Raw genomic sequence first — 18,062 nt, 5'->3', positions numbered from 1 at the left:
TCCAATACCTATTCCTGACCGATTGATACCCAAGGATGAACATGATCGACCTGCGCCGGCTGCGCTACTTCCTGACTGTCAGCGACGAGTTGCACTTTGGCCGTGCAGCATCGCGCCTGCACATCGCCCAGCCACCGTTGACACGACAGATCTCGGCATTGGAAGCGGAACTGGGTTTTCGCCTGTTCGACCGCAGCAGCCGCAACGTCACACTCACCTCCGAAGGCCGCCACTTTCTGCCCTACGCCCGTGCCGTACTGGAGCAAGTCGATCTGACCGCTGCCATCACCGGCAAGCTGGCGGCAGGGTCCGCAGGCCATCTGGCGGTAGGCTATGCCAGCTCCATTGCCCTCTCGGACATTTTCAGCCAGACCCTCCAGGCATTCTGCACCTCGTTTCCGGACGTCCAGTTGAGCGTGGAAGAAGGTGCCTCCAGCACCCAATGGGCACACATCATCGAGGGCCGCCTGGACATCGGCATGAGCCGCATGCAGCCACCCGGTGACGACACCGACGTCCAGGCCATCTGCCTGGACAACGAGCCACTGGTGGCGGCCATCGCCAGTGACAGTCCCCTCGCCCGTCAGGAGCAGGTGACGCTGGCCGAGCTCAGCGTCTATCCCTTGATCACGTTCCCCGCGGACTATGGTTCGGGGTTGAATGAAATCGTCGAGACGCTCTATCGCCGCCATGCGCTGACTCGCCGCCCGGCGCCCACAGGCAAGCAGATCACCTCGATCATCGCCTTGGTCGCCGCGGGCCGTGGCGTCGCCGTCGTGCCCCAGTGCACCCAAGCATTGGCCAAGCGGGGCGTGACCTATCGGCCCCTGGCAGAACCTGAGGCCACCGCGCCCTTGCTGGTGCTGACGCGCAAACGAGAGCGCAGCCCGCTGGTCGGGGCTTTTGTCGACGTGATCAAGCAAACGATCGGAATGAAATAATAACGAACGCCAAAAACCGCGCTTACCGGGTGAGTATCGAGGCCGGCGAAATGATCATCTTCTCTATCAGCGAGGCGACGTCCTTCGCACCGAAACACCGAAATTTAACGCTGCCAGCGTCGGTATCCAGACGCACTATCTTCGTCACAAATCCGCCTTCAACACTGACCTTTCGAACCATTGCCAGTGGCAGTTCAATATCCAGGGTCCCCTCCTGAACGATGCGGTTCATGGCATTGGCGCTCAAGCGAACCGCAGTTTGGCTAAGCACCATCTTCCCGCCAACCCACAGCCCTCCGTATGCTTCCTTGAAGGCCTCCAGCACATCGGCAACCGCGTCCACATCACCACACTCGGCTACGGAGTACAGATCGCCTACGGTCTCGTAATCCACCTGGGCGTCGGCCACCAGAAAATTGACCAGCTTCGACTTCACTATCTTTTCGACCATTTTCGCGTCCATGATTGGGTCTGGAAGCCGCGCAGTCTAACACTGGCGACGAGGGTGCTTTCGACCAGAAGCGTTCATTCATTCTTGAACACCAAAAAATCGATAGGACTGAATATGCGTGAACTACCGGGGGCCGGCGCAGGCCACGATGATGCAACACGTATGACAGGCTGAGGTCGGCTGCTTACGCCTTTTAGAATGGCCCAATGAGCACATCCGTAATGCTCAGTTTCCCCTGAATACAAGGACTGTTGAATGATTAAGCCTGCTCTGGTCATGGCGTGCCTGATACCCACGATTGCGTCTGCCGCGAGTTTCGATTGCGACAAAGCCCATTCACCTTTGGAAAAAGCAGTCTGCGCCGATCCGGCGCTATCAACGTTGGATAGCTCAATCGCAACGTCGTATAACGCCGCGATGCAACGCCTGTCGTCAGACGGACAGACCATCCTGCGAGACGGGCAACGACAATGGTTGCACTTCGTGCGCGATCTCTGCTTCGTGCCCCAGGACGCCTCCAGCGTCGAATTCTGCCTGACTCAGCACTATACGGATCGCCTCAAGGACCTTTCTACCGCGGCGGTTACGATCGGGCCCTACCTGTTCAGCCGTAGCGACTACTTTTCCGCGAGCACTCATGACAAAGCCGGCCGGCCGTACGAAATTCACACCGGCGCGCCACGAATCGATGCGCCGCTGTCACCGACAATTGCGCTATGGAATTCGGCAATGGCAAAACAGACGATGCACGCAGATGGCTCGGATTGCGGCCCCGGGCATGGCGACGAATACTCCGGCGCTGAAGTGACCTATGCTTCTGCGAACGCGATCAGCGTCAGAACGACAAACGAGGAATACTGCCACGGCACGCCGCATGGCCATGGCGGAAGTGCCGGCCTCACGTACATGATCGAGCCGCACCTCCATGCCCTTGAAGCTTCGGATCTGTTCAACATGGACACCGCTTGGAAAGACTTTTTGACCGGTCGAAGCTACGAGGCCATCGAAAAGAAAGCTGACGGCGCGCAAGTGGAACGCAAGCTGGTCGAGCGCGCAGCAACCGACATCCGTGACTGGACGCTTACGCAAGACGGCCTGTTGATTACCATTGATCCATACGCCGTGCTCGCCTACGCGTTTGGGACGACCGAGGTCATCATTCCGTGGCGCGACCTGAAGCCCTTTCTTGCGCCAAACTCGCCGATCCCGGCACAGACCTGATTTTCGCAGATGCCATCTGCTGCGCAGCAGAAAGGGGGCGCCTTTATTTGCTCAAAAATAAATACGTCCCCTTTTCGCTCCGTGAGGCAGGTGACTTGCCCAGACGCTTACCCTTGATGAATGGCACTGTCATACTCTAATTTTCGAACTCACAGAGGTCGCGAGCATCGAGCATGGCTTTTTTATCCAAGGGCACCGAAATCGACCCGCAGTTGCCACTGGACGCCGAATGCCGCGTCGAAGCGGGCGGTGCGCTTCTTGGATGGCTGTATACCGTGTTCCTCTTACCATTGACCTGTTTGATAGTTTGTGCGTTTTTAGAAGAACTAAGAGGACGCTATCTTACTCACGATCTGCATTTCAATTTCCAAATGGCCTTTGCGGCGTTGTCCTGCATAGTATTTGCCTTGCTTACCTGCTTAAGTGTCCAGCTAGTGCGCGCCGCTCATTTGCCGGTGGTGCTATTACAACCGGGTGAGTTAAGGCTCTGCAACAGCCTGGCACCGATCGCCCTGACAGATATACAGGCCATCGAATACTCGTTCTATAGAAATTCGGCGATCGTCACCCTGGTAATCAAGCCGCAGGCTGCTCTACCGTTACTGACCCCTCATCAATTCGGCATGATGCCTGACGGCCGACGTGTGTGGCGCAAGCACCGAGTTATCTTCCAGCTGCTCCAGCCGATGTACGCGGGCCAATTGGTAACAACAAGCTCAGTCATCCGGCGAATAGAGCAGTACTGGGTTGCAGCCAACGCTCGCAGCAATCAATCGGTTCTGTAACGTAAGCATGTGCTCAACATACCTTGCGTTGTTAAACGGACGCCCATCTATGCGGTAGCGGTTCGGCAATTTCACTCTCCCGTTGCGTCGGGAGACGCGTGAGAACGTCTTTCAAATAAGCATAAGGATCATGTCCATTTTCGCTCAAGACGAAATGCATCTAGCTATCCGCCGATAGAATCAGTACGTGATCGAAATCCAATCCTTTACTGCCGACAAAGTTGTAGCAGCGAGCTTAAGTAGGAAGAGTCCTTGTCCCAAGTGCCACATCCCAGCAACCTAGCAGCTCAACTTCGTGCTATCCCCGGCATAGCGTCTGCAACGGAGAGGCGGGCCAACCCCAACTTCAACAGTTCCTTACGCAGCAGCGAGCGCTCAAGCACAGCCGTTCCGGCCTGCCATTCGATCGGCAGCAAATGGCTCAACTTTTGTTGGCTGACCAAGGGTTCAGCCAGAAAGTAGCTTTTGCACTCGCGGATGCTGATGACGTTCAACAGCCAGTCCCCACCCTGCGCCGCCAGCCAGTGACTGATCGTTGAGCGATGCGTTCGGATCAGCGCAGCGGCATCCCATACCGTCATCTGCGCGAAAACCTGCGGCAGGTTGCTCTCGGCTTTCAGACGCTTCATATCAGCCGCCAACGCGCCAATCAGGTCTGACTCGATCGAGGCTTGGCACTCGGAGAAATACCGTTCGGGCCAGTCCGCTGCCAGTTTCGCCCGCCGCGAGAGGACGTCATAAGCACGGATATCCGATTGGGTAGTCAACTGCCCTGTGAAATTCAGGGTGTTGTCCAGAATCGCCGTGGCCAGCAACGCAGCACTGTTTTCGCTGATCAGCGACAACAGCTCTGCCGCCTCCCAACGCTGAAAAATCTGAGTCGCCGCTGCGCCGATCGGCAGGATGTCTGCGCGAGATCCGAGCTTCTGCGCCCAATAGCTTTCAAAGCCGGGGTGATGATCAATGACTTCCACCACCTGATCGAGCACCACCATCGGGTCGAAATGGTGGTAGTCGGAGACATCCACCAACACGAACTCATCACCTGCTCTCGGCCGGTAATCGTCCAGAGATGATTGCCAGCCAAGCACGGTCCTGGAGATGCTGGCATTGAGCGGTGCGCTACTGACGGCCCGAGCCTCGAGGCCTTGGTGATTCAACAGCTCGGTGTACGCAATGCAACAGGCGTATGCGTCGATGTCCAGGTACGCCGAACCGGAGGTCACCACCCTCATGACACGTGGGCCACAACATGAGCTGCCGGGGCAGTCGAAGACAACTTCAACGCCTGGGCAATGCCCTCCAGAATCCGCCCATACGGGAATTGACACTGTTCTTCGTCGATGGAAATTCGCACGGTGGCCCCGGCGATCCCGCCCAGCATCGCTTGCAGCATACGTTCAAACGTTTCCCGGCTCCGTATCGACATTGGCTTTCCTTAAACCCATTTTCCATAATTAAAACAGCGTATTAGCTGTGCCAAAAGATGCCACGCTGGTCGAGGCGAATCGCTGCCCTTGTCGGCCTTTTTCAACGGCCGGTCGAACAACTCGGTACCGGACAAGGCTCGATAATGGCATACTGCCTCTATTGATTCGTTATGAAAATGGCCGTCCTGCATGAGCTTTTTCAGATCGGCCAGTAACGGTCTACCCAGGATGGTTCGTCCCCCCTGCAATCAATTCGAAGTCCATCCAAAGCTCTTCCATTTCCCCTGACAACAGACAACAGGACGTCTTATGCACGCTTTGAAAACCCTTCTCGTGACCTCCGCGCTCGTCATTGCGGGTTGCGCCAGCCAGCCTTCGCTGCCTCCGCCGGTATTTCCGGGAATCGAGCAGTCCGACAAAATCACCATTCAGGACTTGCGCCCACGTAGCGAGAGCGAAAAAGAAATCTTCAGCCTTCTGATCACCAGTAGTGCCTACGGCATTTATCGTATGGCGGACGGCTCGACCAAACCAACAGGCATGCGACTGCTGGCCCATCGCGCCTATGAGAAGTTTCCGGAGCTGAGCAGCCAACCGACGATCAAGGTGCTGCACTTTGCGACCTACGCCAACATACAGTCGCAACTGCGCAAGAACGCGCTTCTTGCCGGGTTCACCGGTCCGATCGGCGTTGCGCTCATGGCGGATAAGAAGTTTCCTGCCGGAGACGTTCTGACCAGCCGCATCGACAGCGCGCTGCTTGAAAAAACCGCAGGCGATGAGGAATACACCCGTGCGTATTTCAGTGAAGAGGAGAATCCGAAAAAGGCGCCGGTGAATCTCATCTATATCGATACGGAAATGCTTGGGCAACGTGTGACCACCCGCTGCCTGGTTCCGCCTGTGGCATCCAAGCCCCACCTGTTCCTGGTAGAGGCGTTCGATATGTGCATCGCCAATCATCTGTCACTGTATGGCACCAGTAGCCCACAAAAGGAAACTGCCGCCAAGTGATTGGATGAGCTTGGGTCGACTCCAGCCCGTCACGGCCGGCTACATTCGGCCCAGACTGTGTGAAAACGCGGTGAAGCAGGCCAGGTAAAACAAATGCCCCGACTTGTCGGGGCATTTGCGTTTTCTGCCTTCGGCAAAAATGAAGCGACCCACCCCATCAGGGCAATCACCCCACGGCCCCCAGTACGCTATGGGCAAGGACGCCGACTCAACTTTTCAGCATGAACCGATCAAATTGAGGGGGCCGAACGGATCGCAGCGACCAGCTCCGCGGTGGCTTCGAGCGGTGCAAGGTGCCCCACTCCACCCAGGACAACGAATCCGGCCTGCGGAATCACACCGGCGAAAGCCTGGCGAAGAGACGCCTCGGACTCGATGTTGTCGGCACCGCCGACGATGACGTGGACCGGGACGGCAATCTTCGACGCCTGCCCGGTGATGTCCTGTACCATCCCCACTTCCGGCCAAGCCTGCTTGGCGCCGGCGGCACCGCACAGCGTGTCCTCGATCACCTGCTCGCGGTGTGCATCCGACAGCGGCTGCGTCGCCAGGATTCCGATAACCGCCTCGGCACCTTCCCGGACCTGATAAGCCGCGATCATGCCCTGCCGCTGCTCCTGCGGGACAGACAGCGCGGTGGGCGGGGCCGGGGCCACGAGGACCAGGCCTTTGAGCCCCTCAGGCCGCTCCGACGCCAGAAGCTGAGCGACCTTGCCGCCCATCGAATGCCCCACGATCACGTACTCCGTCAACCCAAGCTTAGCGATGACCTGGGCCACGTCATCCGCGAGCGTTTCCAGGTCATAGACCTCGGCATCCTTGTCGGACTGGCCCCAGCCCCTGAAATCGATGGCCACGCAACGGTGCGTCTTCGACAGCGCCGTGATCACTGGAGCCCATGTGCGGCTTGAGCCGCCCCAGTAATGGAGGAAAACGAGAGTGGGACTGCCTTGCCCAACATCGACGACATTGATGTCGACGTTGTTGACGCGGAGGATGCTCTGATTGCTAGACATGAATGTACCTATATGCGGATAAATAAATAGACCGTCGCCTTCAAGCGTTGGCGGCGGCGAACTTCAAAGCTTCGGCGCGATAGCGGGAAATCATGTCGGCCATCATTCCTTCGAACTTGCCCACCGTCGCGGGTCCTGCGCCCGCAGCGGTTCCGGTGCCGAATGGCGGATGCGGGTCATACTCGACGATAAATTCGGACAGTTCCGCGACCTGTCGCCCAAATGCCTGTTCCGCCACGAGAAGGGCCGCTTCGAAACTGCCGACGCTCGGGCCGGCAGTAAAGACATTCCCATCCGCGACAACGCCACTCGTGACCACCTCCGTCACGCCGTAGAGCGGCAGAATCGAGTGGGAGTTATGGCTGATCGTTGCGCGCTTGCCGCGCAGGAACCCGGCGGCACCCAGCGTCAGTACGCCGTTGCAAACACCGATGAGATAGCGCGCCTTTTTTCCACGGGTCGCGACGAAGTCCACGACTTCGCGATCGGTTTGCAATTCCGGAGGCATCATCGGCACTGCGATGACATCAAGGTCAGGGCAATCGGAAAAGGTTACTGTGGGGAGCGTCCAAAATCCCCGGAAACCCTCGACCGGCTCGCGCGACTTCCAGACCAAGTAGATTTCGGCCCCAGGCAACGTGCCAAGGACGGCCTGGACACCCACCATGTCCAGTGGAAAGTAACCGGGGCCTATCACAATGCCGACCCGAAACGGAGGGCCCTTTTTCGCGGTCGCTTCTCGAAGACTGTTGAGAGAAGGAATGTCCGTCTTCAGGTATTCATTAGTCATCTTTACGCTCGCTGATCGTGGGTGTGGGGACTTTCAGTCGCACCTACCTTCCCACGTCTTCACGATGTCAGAAATGACAAAATAACCTCAAAAACAGACACGCACTGAGAGAGGCAAACAGACCCTCCCATCAGCGCTGCAAGGGTGCCGGACCTGCTGGCCCGCCGGTCCGGGCAAAACGGCGGATGACCTGCGGCGAGTAGCCGTAAATCTTGACGAAGCTGCGGCGCATCCGCTCCACGTCCCCGAACCCGACCTCGCGTGCGATCGCCTCGATCGGCGCGATACCTTCCTCCAGTCGTGGCCTTGCCGCTTCTGCCCGCAGGCGTTCGATCGCGCGCGCAGGCGTCTCACCTGTTTCCTTCAAAAAAAGACGGGCAAACTGGCGCTCACTGATACACGCAACGTGAGCCAGCCGCTCGACCGACAGGTTTTCGTGCAGATGGCTGCGTGCAAAATCCAGCGCGTCGCGAATTCGATCGGAGTCGGGTTCCAGTTCCAGGATTGCCGAAAACTGCGATTGGCCGCCGGGGCGCCGATGGTAAACGACCAATTCCCGCGCCACCGATTTTGAGATCGCGGAACCGAAGTCCACTTCAATCATGGCAAGCGCGAGATCGATTCCAGCGGATATACCTGCCGAGGTCCAGATTTCGCGATCATTGACGTAGATCCGGTCGGCATCAACGTCCAGTGACGGAAAACGTGACTTCAGCAAAGGCGCATGCCGCCAATGCGTTGTAACGCGGTGCCCTTCCAGCACGCCAGCCTCCGCGAGATAGAAAGCGCCCGTGCACACACTCGCCATCCGGTGAGTCGAGGGTGCAAGCGACCGTAACATGTCCGCCATCTCGGGGGCGCTGCCCTCAACGAGGGCCCTGGGTCCGCCAATGACGATGAGGGTGTCACCATGTTGAGCCTGCGACCGATCACTCGTCTCTACTGAAACCCCCGCGCAACCCGCCACCAACCCTGCGTCGGCCGATACGATGCTGGTTTCATAAGAGACGCCATAGACGTCGCGAGCAACGCTAAACGCACAGAGCGGCCCGCTCAGGTCGAGGAGCTCGAAACCGCGGGCGACTAGAAATGACACCTTTCGCGACATGGCGTGACTCCAGATTGGATTTTCTTGAGGACGAACAGCTTTGGAAGCATGAGTGTCTGTTTTTAAGGCTTTAATGTCATTTATGCCATTGGATGTCAATGATAGCTTCACCCCTCCTAAGTAGAGGAATGATCAAAAATGACACTCAAAGAACAGATTCAAGCTGTAGAAGATGCGCTAGCCGCGGCTATGTCTAAAAAAAACAGTGCAGAAATTGCGAGCTTATATGCTGTTGATGCTCGACTCATGCCCCATGGTGTTCCAACGCTCAGTGGCAGGACGGCGATACAAGGTTTTTTTGACCAAGCATTCAATATGGGGATCGTAGGTGGAAAGTTTACGGCGCTCGAGGTTGAAGGCACAGACGATGAAGCGTCCGAGATCGGGAGCTTTGAGCTTTTTGTGGAAACATCTCCCGGGATCAGAGGCACAGCCGAAAAAGGTCGCTATTTCGTGATGTGGAAGCGCGTGGAAGGTCAGTGGCTTTTATTTCGTGACATCATCAATAGTGATGAAAACTCAAATTAACAGCCCCCATACTGTCTTGCTATTTTCAAACTGAAGTCATCACTGCGCGGATGAAAATCTGCGCCCATTACAAAGCGGGCTTATGCTAAATCACTATTTGGCGAAAACCGTAGGGCGTATTCTTTTGGGCTCACTCCAATTCGTCTTATGAATGCTTTCCTCAGTACGTCCACGCTGTGGTAGCCACTTCGACGCGCGACTTCCTCCATTGACCGCCCCCCTAGCTCAATCGACCGGCAGGCTGCTTCTATCCGGACGTCTTCGACGTACTTCGCAGGCGTGGTTTGCAACTCTCGCTGGAACAAGCGTATTAACGTCCTGACGCTTGTGGAGAGCTTGTCTGCCAATATTTCGACCGTGAGCTCCGAGCTCAAGTGCTCATTGATCCAAAGACAGAGTTCATCCAGATTCGAACCGGCTGCGTGCTGCGATTGGAGCGTCATACTGAACTGTGCTTGTCCACCAGGGCGCCGTAAAAACAAAACAAGATTTTTGGCGATCTCCATGGCGACCTCATCCCCCAAGTCTTCGCTGACCAACCCGAGCGCAAGATCGATACCCGCCGATATCCCAGCCGACGTATAAACGTTACCGTCCTTGACCCAGATTGGATTCGGATCAACCCGTACCTTGGGATAAAGCTCTGCCAAGCGTCTCGCCATACGCCAGTGAGTCGTTGCCCGCCGACCATCCAAAAGCCCCGCATCAGCCAAGGCAAACGCGCCTACACATATCGAGCACACACGCCGAACCACTGTGGACTGTTCTCTGATCCAATCGATAATCGTCTCGTCTATTTTTTTATCCATGGCATTCCAACCCGAAGCCACAATCAACGTGTCGATTGGTTTTTTCTCACGACGCTCCTGCTCAAGCGTTTTGTGCGCCATCAGCGCAATGCCCGTGCTGCTCTCCAGACGCTCATTGGCCCCTGCACAGACCAGCTCCAGGTTGTAGGGCGCAGCGTCACCTCGGTGCTGCTTGTTGGCAAAGGCAAACACCTCCGCCGGGCCAATGACGTCGAGAGAGTCCACAGGTGGCACCCCCAAAATAACCACTCGTTTTTGCGTCCCGCAGACAAGCAGATCGCTTGCTTTCGTCGTTTTGCTCACAGCTATCTCCCGCGCATTCAGCGTCTAGATATTGGCACAAATCGACCGAAAATAGTCAACTGTGCCACATAGGGATATTTAGACTGAGCGGCGAGTCAACTTAACTCTCAGGAAGCAAACATGAACACACCAGTCACCCTTGGCGGCTTCAGCGCTCCCGATTCCGAACTCGCCCGCAAAGCCGCTTCTCTCGTCGAACGTGTCCACTCGAAAGCGCTCTTGCACCATGTGCACCGGACATGGTGGTTTGCCGAATTCCTCGGCAAGCAGCGCGGCCTCAAATATGACCGTGAAGCGGTCTACCTGGCAGCGCTTATGCACGACCTCGGGCTGACGAACGAGTTTGCAGCCGAACAACGCTTTGAAGTGGATGGAGCGGATGCTGCCAGCCGTTTTCTTGTGGCTAACGGTTACGCGGAGTCAAAAGCAGAGCTGGTCTGGGATGCAATCGCACTGCACTCCAGCGCTGGAATTGCAGTCCGCAAACAGCCAGAAATCGCTCTCGTCTACATGGGCGCCCATGTCGACGTCATGGGAATGAGTTTGGAGGAGATCACTCCTTCGTTGGTCGACGACACACTTCAGCTTTACCCCCGTATAGGAATGAAAGCAGCCTTCACTGCGGCATTGGCCGAAGTCGGCAGGAAAAAACCGTTTACGGCAATTGGTTCAGGGATCGGTGACATTGCGCGTCGGCACGTCCATGGTTTCCATTGTCCGAATGTGTGCGATCTGATCGAAGACGCCCCCTTCGAAAGCTGATTAGAGGCTCCTTCCAGCGGCGATCTGCGTACTGCCGAATCCTTGGCCAGCGCGTAGCCGAAATCGCGGGGAAGCTGTCTCGCTGAAGTTGCCTCGCCCGATAGAAAGCTTCGAACGTATTGTCCTTTGGGTGATACGTTCAGAGCCCCCCTCATCCTCGCCCAACCGACCCAGGCTCACGCTGACCTGGCAGGTGCGTCATTCCGTTGTGCGCGGCGGTACTGGATCGGTGAAATCCCCCGCGCCAACTTGAAGGCACGACTGAACGAAAATTCCGACCTATAGCCCACTTGCAAGGCGATCTCGCCAAGTCGCAGCTCGGTCTCCTCCAACAGTTGCGCGGCAATGCCCATGCGCCAGCGCGTCAGGTATTGGTGTGGTGGCTCGCCCACCAAGGCGCAGAAGTTGCGGGCAAAAGCAGCACGCGACAAGCGAGCCTCCTTGGCGAGTTCCACCAGTGTCCATGCCCGGTCAGGCGCTTCGTGTATAAGCGCGAGAACCCGTGTCATCTGCGGCGAGCGCAAAGCTGAAAACCAGTCGTTTGCCGCTGGAGAAGCCGCATCGGCCCAACCGCGTATGAAGTAAACGAACAAGGACGAGAGCAGGTTGCGCACCACGATTTGGTTGCCGAAGTTCGGCGTCTCCACTTCATGACGCAGCATACGCAGCGTATCGCTCAGTGATGAACTGCCAGGTTCCATTCCGGCGCGCAACGACACCGCCTGCGGCAATGCCCGCAGCGCAGGAAGCGCCAGGTGCTGATCCATGTTGAACTGACCGCAAATCAACGTGGTGGCCTCTGGATGGCTGTCAAAGACGCCATCGCGCAGGGCGAGAAAGGATTCGAGCGGCATGACTCGGCCGCGCTTCGAATACGCAACTTCATGCGCATGGCCACGCGGGAACATGACCATTTCACCCGCCTGCAGCTCGATGGTTGTCGCATCGGCCTGGCGGACGAAGGCTCGTCCCTCCGCGACGAAATGAAACACGACGGCATCGCGAGCTTGCACCGCGAACCCCCATGGCCCTGCCACACGTGTGCGCGCCAACACCAAGCCATCGGCCCGAACCGCTTTCAACCAACCATTCAATGCGTTCATCACCTCATATTAGCAGAGTGAGACGAATGGATATGTGTTAGCGAGTTTTAGACATGGTTCATCTCCTTCGCGACTGGTGCAATACAGCTCATCACAACCCAAAGGTGAAACCATGAATAGAGATCGCATCCAAGCCGCAATCGACACCATCTACGCGCGCGTCTTCAACCAGGGCGAGTCTGAATTGCTGACAGGCCTGGTTGCGGGTCCCTATATCCAGCACAACCCGCTGTTTCCAGATGGCACCGCTTTCATCGCCGGCTATATCAAGCAGGTGGGCAAAGTGCCGTGCGAAGTTAAGCGCGTTGCGATAGACGGCGACCTGGCTTTCATCCACGTGCGCTACCTGGACTGGGGCGGCAAGGAAACCGCCGGCGTGGACATCTTTCGTTTCGATGCCGACGGAAAGATTGTCGAGCACTGGGACGTACTGCAACCGGTACCGGAAACGGCCAACAACACGAACACGATGTTCTGAATGGGAGCATGGCGGTGGCGTAGCCCCATGCATTTCAGCGAGCCGCCGAAGACGGCCACTGCCCGAGTACGCGCTCAGCCGCAACCCTCGAATGACCACAAAAAAGTCCCGTCACAAGGGTATGGCCTGCTACCCAAGGAACGCATCATGACGAACCTGATAAACCCAGACGGTATGAAGTTCATCGAAGTCGATGGCTTGAAAATCCGCTTTCAACGTAGCGGAGGTGAAGGACGAATTCCTGTCGTTCTCACGAGCCCCTGGCCAGAAAGCCTATACGCCTTCCAGCGAATTTGGCCGACTCTCAGCGCGCAAGTGCCCCTCCTTGCATTCGATCTTCCTGGCTTTGGGCACTCGGAAAGCCGACAGCAATTGATGTCACCCCGAGCCATGGGGGATTTCATTCCCAAGATTCTGGCGGCGCTCGGCCTTGACCGTGTCCATGCCGTCGGGCCTGACGTAGGCACCTCTGCTTTTCTATTTGCGGCCCAGGCCCAACCGGAGTTGTTCGAGAGCTTGGTGGTGGGCAGCGGCGCTATCGATGCGGCACTCACGGCTAGTGCGTTGAAGGACATCATCAACGCGCCATCGACAGTCGCCTTCGAAGAAATCGGTGGTGAGACGTTCGTCGCTGGCGCGATTGACGCGATGATGACGTCCAAGCCGGAGCCACAGGTCCTGAAGGACTATCAGGCCGCCTCAGCGGGGCGGCGCTATATCGAAGCGATGGCCTATGTGCGCGCCTACCCTACCGACCTCCCAATCCTGCACTCGGTACTCCCCAACATTCAAACCCCGGTCCTGAGCGTATGGGGTGCACACGACCCGCTCGTAGCGCCTGAAAACGCCGATGTACTGAACCGGTCGTTGCCTAGAACTCGCTCCTTGCTGCTCGACAGCGGTCACTTCGTTTGGGAGGACCGCGCACAAGAGTATGCCGCGGCGATCCTGGAATGGGTGCGAGGCGGCTACAGAACCGTCTAGCAAACCAGGGCAACGGGTCGCCGGCGACAGCCGTTGGCCCCGCCCAAAACTACTTCAACCGCCCTGCCCCATCCAGCCAACCTGGCGCGCCTTTCTGCAACCATTCAGTGGCCGCGGGATTGTGTTTGAGGCGGCTATCCAGAAACGCCACGCCAATTGCCTGAATCGCGGCAACTTGCTTGGGATCCGGGGCCGGCTCGCCCAGCATCGGGCCATGGAAACCGCCGCCGGATTTGGCGCCGCGCTTGTGTCCTCTACCTTTGGAAGCGTCGCCGGACGTACCGCTGCCCTTGTCGGCCTTTTTCAACGGCCGGTCGAACAACTCGGTACCGGACAAGGTCTTGTGCGTCGCTTTGTTCAGCTCCAACTGAACGCTGCCAGCCACCGTCACCGACTCGCCCAACACTTGTCGCTGGCGATAAGAACTGACCCAGTTGAACGGATCTTCATCCGCCTGACCGGTCATCGACAGCACGGGCGCCGACATCTGGGCGAACATCTCTCGCCGGGTGCCAGCTTCCACATAAGGGCTGAGCAGCAACACCGCTTTGGGCTGAATCGCGACGCCCGACGTAGCGCCAGGTTCCAGCGCCCCGGCCAGTGCCTCAGCGGTCTGCGCCCCAAGATCAAAGCCGGCCACCCCGACCTGGCTCCAGTCGATGGCCGCCAGTTGCGCGTCTCCTTTTGCGGCCCGTGCCCGAACCTCAGTCAGGACTTTCTGCAAGGTGGACAGCCTGTCCCGTAAGGCCGCGGCGGTGTAATGACTGCTCGCCACCCCACGGAAGTTGCCATCCAACGCCTGCGCCGACGCAAAAATCGACTGATCATAGGCGTGCCCCTGAACAGACAGCACCGCATAACCGGCTTGTGCCCAAGCCTTGCGCCATTCCACTCCGCCTGAGGCCGACTCACCCAATCCCGGCAAGTAAATAATCAGCGGCAAGCGCTCATGGGTAGCCGGCGCCAACCACGCCACATCCACCGATTGCTGATCGAGTTGCCAGATTTCGCCCCAGCCGGCCGTTTCGTTGTGGGACGGTTGATAGGCGGTGGTCAGGTCTTTATTGACCCGCTCGGTGAATTCGATACGCGGGTCTGGCGGATCGCCCGCACAACCGGAGATCAATCCCAGGCTGCCCACCAAGGCGCCCACAGCTAGCCAGTACCGAGGTTGAAGGTTCATTCGATTCACAACGCCATCAAGATCAAGATGGCTAGCAGCGTAACCGACCCTCTGGCGAACGAGGCGCAAGGGCAGGTAAAGAATGGGTAAATGAGGGCCGCTGAAGCTACGGGGCGTCCTGCCCGAGCTACGACCTCAATCAATCGGGCGGTTGTCCAACCCGGACGATTGGGAACGTAGGTCAATGCGCCCTGGGCCCAGCACAATCCCTGAAATTAATGGGAGCTGTTTTCAACCAGCGATTCAGGAATGTCTCGCGTGCGATGTAAAACGCGCCATACATCAATGTGCTCATCCTCGTGCTGTCCGAACCCTGGCACGTAGGGATTCGAAGTAATCGCCATCCACAGGAGCAGTGGGAGCCGATTCGGCCCCAGCCAGCAGCAGACCACGCAAGTGCTGTCGATCCTGATCCTTGCGAATCAGTTCCCGCACATATTCGCTACTGGTGCTGTAGCCTCGATGGCTCACTTGATCATCGACAAAAGACTTGAGGGCATCCGGCAGGGAGATGTTCATGGTTTTGTCCGTCTTTGACAAAATTTGCCAAAATATACACCCATCGCCCTAGCCCGCCAGTGCAGAAGGCATATCGAAATGTTCCGGCCTACCATTGGGTCGGCAGCAAATGGCTCAACTTTTGTTGGCTGACCAAGGGTTCAGCCAGAAAGTAGCTTTTGCACATGATTCCGAGGCAAACGCGCTGCACTTCGACAGCCTTCGAGCTGTATCTGTTGACAACGGCCTGCGCAATATCGAGAGTTGGCCGAGAACAGTAGCTCTGCCCCCTCATCGCTACCGTGCCGAAATCACAGATGGACCTCATGCTGTGGCTGCGGGCCATGCCCTTGCGAGAACAGCATGAAGAAAAAAACCGGCCTCTGCACACTCGTCACTGCACTGCTGCTCGCAGGATGCACCCACCAGAGCGTCTATCTATCCCTCAATGACGGCATGGAGTATTCGTACACCGTGGCCTACCCCATCCGAGGGCCCGAATATGTCCTGAGCGACCTTGGCGGCGAGCGGTATCTGCTGGCGCAGCAATCCCTCGACTATCGAGGTCAGGTGTCGAAGAACATTCGCTACTTCGATCGCCGCACGGGCGTGCTCACACCGATGGGGCCGTTGTTCCTGAACAGCGGCGACAACATCCCCATCCGCTATTCGAGCGACGATCCCCAGGTGGTCGCATTCCTGCAGTACGGTGTCTCTCGCGACCTTAAAAAGGAATGCCTTCGCGGCTCCACACTGGAAGAACGCTTGCAGACCCACTGCTACTACATCCGCGTCGAGCTTTCGATGGACGGTGGCAAGTCTTTCGGACTGAGACATGTGGAGATTCCATCGGTCTTGAACGCTGGCAGCGGTGAGAACAACTTTGCGTTTGCAGCCGTGCGCAATCATGTCCTGTATATCGGTCTCAAGGCCTACAACGACGACAGCCAACAGGCAAAGGTTGCCCTTCGTCGCCTGCTGACGCGCCCCGGTTTCTACGGCGTGATCCTCGCGGCGCCGCTGCCGCCGCAAGGAAGCGGCCCGGCGCAACGCATCAACAATCCACACCTCGTTGCGGACCGGCTGACCGGCAAGGAACTGGAAGACTTCGTCGTCGAGCCCGCCCACAACACCCTGCGCGCCGTTCCAAAGTCCCTCGACCTGCAATACGGCATCGCCATCCACGCGAGCGAAAGGCGCAAGTACGTGGATGAACTGAGAGCCAGCTATCCAGAATGGGCCAAGCAGCAGCGACTGGACATCCCCGAAGAGGCCCAGGAAGAAAACCGCGACGAACGAGAAAAACGCGCCGCCGCGATACCCGCATGGCGTGACGATCCCATCGAATGGATTCGCTTCGGCGAAGGAAGCTGAAATCGTGAAAGAGCTCATTTCCATCAAGCGGGATCGCCGAGCGCGTGCGATCAAGGTGCTCGAAGGCCCGCTCGACAACTTCCGTGTCGCCATCACCACGTCGATGGATATTGGCCGAGTGCGGTTTGCTCTCGACGGTATTGTGGTCGACGCTCGTCTGCGCGAGCAGAACACCAGCCCCGAGACCCTGCAGGCCCTGGCCGACCAGCGCACGCCGGTCTTGGCCGGCGTTTTCGAGAGGCACGACGGCACGCACACACTCGAATGGCTACTGCCGCAAGGCGCGCAGCAACCCATTGCACCCGAGCCGACGCAGGTACGCGTCGAAAAGGCATGGCGCTCGCTGCCCCGCGCGCTGCGGCTGGCCGCAGCTGGCGGCCTGATCGGGGCTGGCGCGTTCTTCCTGGCTCTCCAGATCAAGTCTGTCTGGAATCTCCCGTTCCTGATCGTCGGCGCTCTGGCCACGGCAACCTTGATATTCTCATTGCTTCAGATTTCCTTTTCCTTCAGCACTCTCTGGGAGAGTTTCAGTCGCAGGCGGACCTTGCGGTTGATGGCATCAGTGATGATGAAGTACTGCGGGGCGCAAGCACATGGCCACTGAACTGCCCGACATCCAGCGCGTCGAAGGACGGCTGAAGAAACTGACGGCCAAGTCACTCTATAAGCGGGGCAACGCCTACAGCTTCGATGTCGATGGCCGATCGATGTGGTTCCTCACCAACGAGGGTTCATGGAGCCCGACTTCGCCCTTTCTGGCCGAAGGAGACCGCGTCGAGCTGGCGGTGCTGGATACGCCCCTCACACCGACCGGCGAGCGCTGGGTGTACGCCCTGCGCAACCTGGAAGACGATGGTACCTACGTTGCGCACTTCGCCTGGCAAGGCACTTCGCAGCCCCATGCCGCGACACGCATCCCACCCGGAAGCGAACACCGCTACGTCCTGGTACTGACCGCCCTGCTGATTGCCATTCTCGGAATGGGTGCCTGCATGGGCGCGGCGACGGGAACGGGAACGAACAGCGAGTCCTGGCTCTTTCTGGGCGGCCTGTGCGTCGGTGCATGGCTGCTCTTCGCGGTTCCGTTGTACATCACTCGCTGGCGTTGGAAAGCCGGATTCCCCACACGCAGGCAACGCGTCACGGAGGCCGTCTATCGCTGCCTGGATCTGGGTTCGCCGCTGGCGCCGAACAGGCCCGTTCGGGCCGTGTAGCTCAAAGGCACTCTGCAAGGCGGCAGGAATTACGCCTGCGGTGGTATCCGGCCGCCAGTCAAGAAACAAT

At 57.9% G+C, this 18,062-nt stretch carries 21 protein-coding genes and 1 pseudogene; 11 read left to right on the top strand and 11 right to left on the bottom strand.

Annotation, left to right across the window (positions count from 1 at the left end; all coding sequences use genetic code 11):
- The first annotated feature begins 41 nt into the window (after window positions 1-41).
- Window positions 42-941 (top strand): LysR family transcriptional regulator, encoded by a 900-nt coding sequence (locus NUH87_RS29290; protein ID WP_338523764.1) that lies wholly within the window; start codon window positions 42-44, stop codon window positions 939-941.
- A gap of 22 nt (window positions 942-963) precedes the next feature.
- Here the strand turns inward: NUH87_RS29290 and NUH87_RS29285 are convergent, their stop codons facing one another.
- Window positions 964-1,392 (bottom strand): hypothetical protein, encoded by a 429-nt coding sequence (locus NUH87_RS29285; protein WP_338526996.1) that lies wholly within the window; start codon window positions 1,390-1,392, stop codon window positions 964-966.
- A gap of 255 nt (window positions 1,393-1,647) precedes the next feature.
- Here NUH87_RS29285 and NUH87_RS29280 point away from each other — a divergent pair, with 255 nt between their 5' ends.
- Together NUH87_RS29280 and NUH87_RS29275 are read left to right on the top strand one after the other, a co-directional pair.
- Window positions 1,648-2,613, top strand: a complete 966-nt coding sequence (locus NUH87_RS29280) for a DUF3298 domain-containing protein (RefSeq protein ID WP_338523763.1) — start codon at window positions 1,648-1,650, stop codon at window positions 2,611-2,613.
- 173 nt (window positions 2,614-2,786) lie between these two features.
- Window positions 2,787-3,398 (top strand): hypothetical protein, encoded by a 612-nt coding sequence (locus NUH87_RS29275; protein WP_338523762.1) that lies wholly within the window; start codon window positions 2,787-2,789, stop codon window positions 3,396-3,398.
- A 31-nt stretch (window positions 3,399-3,429) separates the two neighbouring features.
- Here NUH87_RS29275 and NUH87_RS29270 read toward each other — a convergent pair.
- From NUH87_RS29270 to NUH87_RS29260, 3 genes and pseudogenes are all read right to left on the bottom strand, one after another.
- A pseudogene (locus NUH87_RS29270) lies at window positions 3,430-3,537 on the bottom strand (transposase domain-containing protein); the annotation flags it as partial.
- A gap of 148 nt (window positions 3,538-3,685) precedes the next feature.
- Entirely contained in the window at window positions 3,686-4,633 is a 948-nt protein-coding gene (locus tag NUH87_RS29265; protein ID WP_338523761.1) for a DHH family protein, read from the bottom strand.
- Window positions 4,630-4,794 (bottom strand): hypothetical protein, encoded by a 165-nt coding sequence (locus NUH87_RS29260; RefSeq protein WP_338523760.1) that lies wholly within the window; start codon window positions 4,792-4,794, stop codon window positions 4,630-4,632. The genes NUH87_RS29265 and NUH87_RS29260 overlap by 4 nt, the downstream gene beginning before the upstream one ends.
- A 343-nt stretch (window positions 4,795-5,137) precedes the next feature.
- Between NUH87_RS29260 and NUH87_RS29255 the strand changes: the two genes are divergently transcribed.
- Entirely contained in the window at window positions 5,138-5,842 is a 705-nt protein-coding gene (locus NUH87_RS29255) for a hypothetical protein (RefSeq protein WP_338523759.1), read from the top strand.
- 230 nt (window positions 5,843-6,072) lie between these two features.
- On the opposite strand, the gene NUH87_RS29250 is transcribed toward NUH87_RS29255, so the two are convergent.
- From NUH87_RS29250 to NUH87_RS29240, 3 genes are all read right to left on the bottom strand, one after another.
- Window positions 6,073-6,858, bottom strand: coding sequence for an alpha/beta hydrolase (locus NUH87_RS29250; RefSeq protein WP_338523758.1), 786 nt, complete (start codon window positions 6,856-6,858; stop codon window positions 6,073-6,075).
- 40 nt (window positions 6,859-6,898) lie between these two features.
- Window positions 6,899-7,648 (bottom strand): DJ-1/PfpI family protein, encoded by a 750-nt coding sequence (locus NUH87_RS29245; RefSeq protein ID WP_338523757.1) that lies wholly within the window; start codon window positions 7,646-7,648, stop codon window positions 6,899-6,901.
- A 130-nt stretch (window positions 7,649-7,778) separates the two neighbouring features.
- Window positions 7,779-8,756, bottom strand: coding sequence for a GlxA family transcriptional regulator (locus NUH87_RS29240; protein ID WP_338523756.1), 978 nt, complete (start codon window positions 8,754-8,756; stop codon window positions 7,779-7,781).
- Between the two features lie 138 nt (window positions 8,757-8,894).
- Between NUH87_RS29240 and NUH87_RS29235 the strand changes: the two genes are divergently transcribed.
- On the top strand, window positions 8,895-9,284 hold the full coding sequence (locus NUH87_RS29235) for a nuclear transport factor 2 family protein (protein WP_338523755.1): 390 nt from the start codon (window positions 8,895-8,897) through the stop codon (window positions 9,282-9,284).
- An 80-nt stretch (window positions 9,285-9,364) separates the two neighbouring features.
- Here NUH87_RS29235 and NUH87_RS29230 read toward each other — a convergent pair whose 3' ends face one another.
- A complete protein-coding gene (locus NUH87_RS29230) occupies window positions 9,365-10,396 on the bottom strand; it encodes a GlxA family transcriptional regulator (protein WP_338523754.1) in 1,032 nt (343 codons plus the stop codon).
- Window positions 10,397-10,516: 120 nt separating this feature from the next.
- Here NUH87_RS29230 and NUH87_RS29225 point away from each other — a divergent pair, with 120 nt between their 5' ends.
- Window positions 10,517-11,158 carry an HD domain-containing protein gene (locus tag NUH87_RS29225; RefSeq protein WP_338523753.1) on the top strand — a complete coding sequence of 214 codons (642 nt, stop codon included), beginning with the start codon at window positions 10,517-10,519 and terminating at the stop codon, window positions 11,156-11,158.
- Window positions 11,159-11,334: 176 nt separating this feature from the next.
- On the opposite strand, the gene NUH87_RS29220 is transcribed toward NUH87_RS29225, so the two are convergent.
- Window positions 11,335-12,261 carry an AraC family transcriptional regulator gene (locus tag NUH87_RS29220; RefSeq protein ID WP_338523752.1) on the bottom strand — a complete coding sequence of 309 codons (927 nt, stop codon included), beginning with the start codon at window positions 12,259-12,261 and terminating at the stop codon, window positions 11,335-11,337.
- 112 nt (window positions 12,262-12,373) lie between these two features.
- Here NUH87_RS29220 and NUH87_RS29215 point away from each other — a divergent pair, with 112 nt between their 5' ends.
- Complete coding sequence (locus NUH87_RS29215) at window positions 12,374-12,739, top strand: nuclear transport factor 2 family protein (RefSeq protein ID WP_338523751.1); 366 nt, start codon at window positions 12,374-12,376, stop codon at window positions 12,737-12,739.
- A 147-nt stretch (window positions 12,740-12,886) separates the two neighbouring features.
- Window positions 12,887-13,723, top strand: coding sequence for an alpha/beta hydrolase (locus NUH87_RS29210; RefSeq protein WP_338523750.1), 837 nt, complete (start codon window positions 12,887-12,889; stop codon window positions 13,721-13,723).
- A 49-nt stretch (window positions 13,724-13,772) separates the two neighbouring features.
- Here the strand turns inward: NUH87_RS29210 and NUH87_RS29205 are convergent, their stop codons facing one another.
- Both NUH87_RS29205 and NUH87_RS29200 read right to left on the bottom strand, forming a co-directional pair.
- Entirely contained in the window at window positions 13,773-14,906 is a 1,134-nt protein-coding gene (locus NUH87_RS29205; RefSeq protein WP_338523749.1) for an alpha/beta hydrolase, read from the bottom strand.
- Window positions 14,907-15,197: 291 nt separating this feature from the next.
- The gene (locus NUH87_RS29200; RefSeq protein ID WP_338523748.1) at window positions 15,198-15,425 is read right to left on the bottom strand and encodes a type II toxin-antitoxin system ParD family antitoxin; all 228 of its coding nucleotides are present in this window, start codon (window positions 15,423-15,425) and stop codon (window positions 15,198-15,200) included.
- A gap of 342 nt (window positions 15,426-15,767) precedes the next feature.
- On the opposite strand from NUH87_RS29200, the gene NUH87_RS29195 reads away from it, so the two are divergent.
- The 3 genes from NUH87_RS29195 to NUH87_RS29185 are packed head-to-tail and all read left to right on the top strand — an operon-like array spanning window position 15,768 to window position 17,992.
- Window positions 15,768-16,778 carry a hypothetical protein gene (locus NUH87_RS29195; RefSeq protein ID WP_338523747.1) on the top strand — a complete coding sequence of 337 codons (1,011 nt, stop codon included), beginning with the start codon at window positions 15,768-15,770 and terminating at the stop codon, window positions 16,776-16,778.
- 4 nt (window positions 16,779-16,782) lie between these two features.
- Entirely contained in the window at window positions 16,783-17,382 is a 600-nt protein-coding gene (locus tag NUH87_RS29190) for a hypothetical protein (protein ID WP_338523746.1), read from the top strand.
- Window positions 17,372-17,992, top strand: a complete 621-nt coding sequence (locus tag NUH87_RS29185; RefSeq protein ID WP_338523744.1) for a hypothetical protein — start codon at window positions 17,372-17,374, stop codon at window positions 17,990-17,992. The genes NUH87_RS29190 and NUH87_RS29185 overlap by 11 nt, the downstream gene beginning before the upstream one ends.
- Window positions 17,993-18,062 lie beyond the last annotated feature (70 nt).

This window comes from Pseudomonas batumici (assembly GCF_036585405.1).
GTDB classification, from domain to species: domain Bacteria; phylum Pseudomonadota; class Gammaproteobacteria; order Pseudomonadales; family Pseudomonadaceae; genus Aquipseudomonas; species Aquipseudomonas batumici.
This window is presented reverse-complemented; position numbering and strand designations above follow the sequence as displayed.